This window comes from Frankia sp. CoWAU3 (assembly GCF_977971855.1).
The window spans coordinates 11,557-13,785 of the sequence record NZ_CDWWXB010000040.1; the positions used below are offsets into that span (position 1 = coordinate 11,557).

The window sequence follows — 2,229 nt, forward strand, 5'->3', positions numbered from 1 at the left end:
GACGAGCTCATCGGCGCGGAGCCCGGCGGACCGCCGGACGGGCTCGTCTCCGATGGCTACCTGGTTTTCGTCGGTGATCTGAGCCTGGACAAAGGGACAGGGGCACTACTCGGGGCTTACGAGAGGCTTCCGGATGACCGTCCGCCGCTGCTCGTCGTCGGCCGCCGGACGGCAGATTCACCGAGCTATTTTCCGCCCGGGGTGATTCTGAGCGAGCCGCGAGCTCATGCTGAGATCATGCGTGCCTTCGCCCACGCCAGCTTCGCTGTTCTTCCATCTACCTGGCATGATCCCTGTCCGACCGTTGTCCTCGAGGCTATGGCGTCCGGGACACCAGTAATCTCCACGCCGATGGGAGGTATCGCCGATATGATCACTGGCGGTCGGGAGGGAGTCCTGGTCCCCCCGGCCGACCCGGTGGCTCTCCACGACGCGATCGAGCATCTCCTGGCGGATGGTACTAGGCGGGCGCGCATGGGCACTGCCGCGAAGGAGCGTGCGAAAGAATTCACCGCGAGTCGGGTGGTGCCACGTATCGAGGAGGTCTATCGCGAGGTCGTCCGTGCATCGCTTCGTTGACCGTCGGAGGAACGAGGCCTCACCAGTCGAGAAACTCGACTCATCCTCGGTCGGCGGAATGCCGGCCTACCGCCTCCATGAGGAGGAGACGACTCTCATACCCCGGAATCTTCGTACCGCACTCACCGGGCGAGGCCGGGGGCCGGAGGCGACCCGGAGAGTGGTATCCGCTGGGCTGAGTGCGAGTTTGTTGACCGATCTGCACTACCGCGATCGTGGCGGGTTACTTTTACGCGCTGATTCCGAGAGGTACCGTAGGGAGACGCTACCGGTGGCGGCAGCCACCGCGGTAGGACTGCTGGCCGTCTCTGGTGGCTACGTACTCGGGCGCCAGGGTGAGAGTGGCACGGGCCTCCTGCTCTACTGGATTGGCCTGCTCCTGATCTTCGTTCCGGCCGGTCTGGGGCTCTTGGATCCGGCAACATCTCGGCGGGCGAGGATAACGGATTGTTTGTTGTTGGGCATGGGCCTCCTGCTGGCGTATCTGATACTCCAGATCCACCAGTTCGTCCGCTTTGACGAGATGCTCCATATCCGGACCTTGCATGACATCCGGGAAACGGGTCGTCTCTTCACGGCTAACTCTGGCTTGCCGGTCAGCCCGCGCTTCCCTGGACTCGAGGTGGTCACCAACGCGGTGGTACAGATCACCCGTCTGCCACCACAGCTCTCCGCCTTTCTTGTCATCGTGCTCTCTCGGGGTTTGCTGATCGCCGGCCTGTTCCTTCTCGCCGAGCAGGTGACTCGTTCCGCCCACGCCGCGGGTATTGCTGTCGGTATCTACAGCTGTAGCCCGCAGTTCTTCTTCTTCAACGCGCAGTACTCGTATCAGACGCTAGCCGTGGCTCTCGGTGTCCTGCTTCTCATGCTGGTTACGAACGAGGCGGCGGGCCGCACTGAAACCGTCTTGGCGGCGGGCGCGGCGCTGGCTCTCACCTTCTCGCACCATGCCACGAGCTGGGTGTTCGTCGCCATATTGGGAATGGTGACGGTCGCCGCGTTTACCCGACGGGACCGCCGCACCGCTACCATATTCCTGGGTATCACAGTGGCGGACCTTGTCCTGGTCGCGTCTTGGGCGATTGTCAGTGGTCCGCTGCTCAACCGATATCTCGGTCCAGTTTTTCACGATGCCGTTTTCCAGTTGACGGGAATCGCGAGCGGGACCGGTGAGACGAGAAAAATTTCGACAGATTCGAGTGGCACCAGGAACCCGCGCTGGGAAACTGTTCTCATTGTGCTCTCGCTGCTTATCTGGATGGCGACACTCATGCCGTTGGGCCCATTCCGGAGGAGACCTGCGGCGGACGGACGTGCGGGTGCGGTGCTGCGGTCGCTTCGATTGCTACAACTCCTGTATCCGATTGCCCTGGTGGCCACGATCGCCCCGAAGGCGGCGGAGATATCCGTACGTCTATCGACCTTCATCTTCATCGGGTTGTCGATCATCACCGCATACTCGATTGGCTGGTATATCGAGAACCATCGGAGGCTGCTGCGGTGGGTGGTGGCCCTTTTCGGCACCATAGCCTTCATGGGGGGCACCCTGATGGGCTCTGGACTCGATTGGAACCGCATACCGGGCCCCTACCTCGTCGTTGCCGACGGCCGTTCCATCGATAGCTCCGCCAACGCCGCGGCGCAGTGGGC

General features: G+C 62.5%; 2 protein-coding genes. Both read left to right on the plus strand.

The features are described from left to right. Positions 1–579 (plus strand): glycosyltransferase family 4 protein (locus AC08ON_RS06315; protein WP_476616619.1); only part of this gene is annotated, 579 nt, incomplete at its 5' end. A gap of 271 nt (positions 580–850) precedes the next feature. Beyond that, on the plus strand, positions 851–2,229 hold a 1,379-nt coding region (locus tag AC08ON_RS06320), incomplete at its 3' end, for a glycosyltransferase (RefSeq protein WP_476616620.1).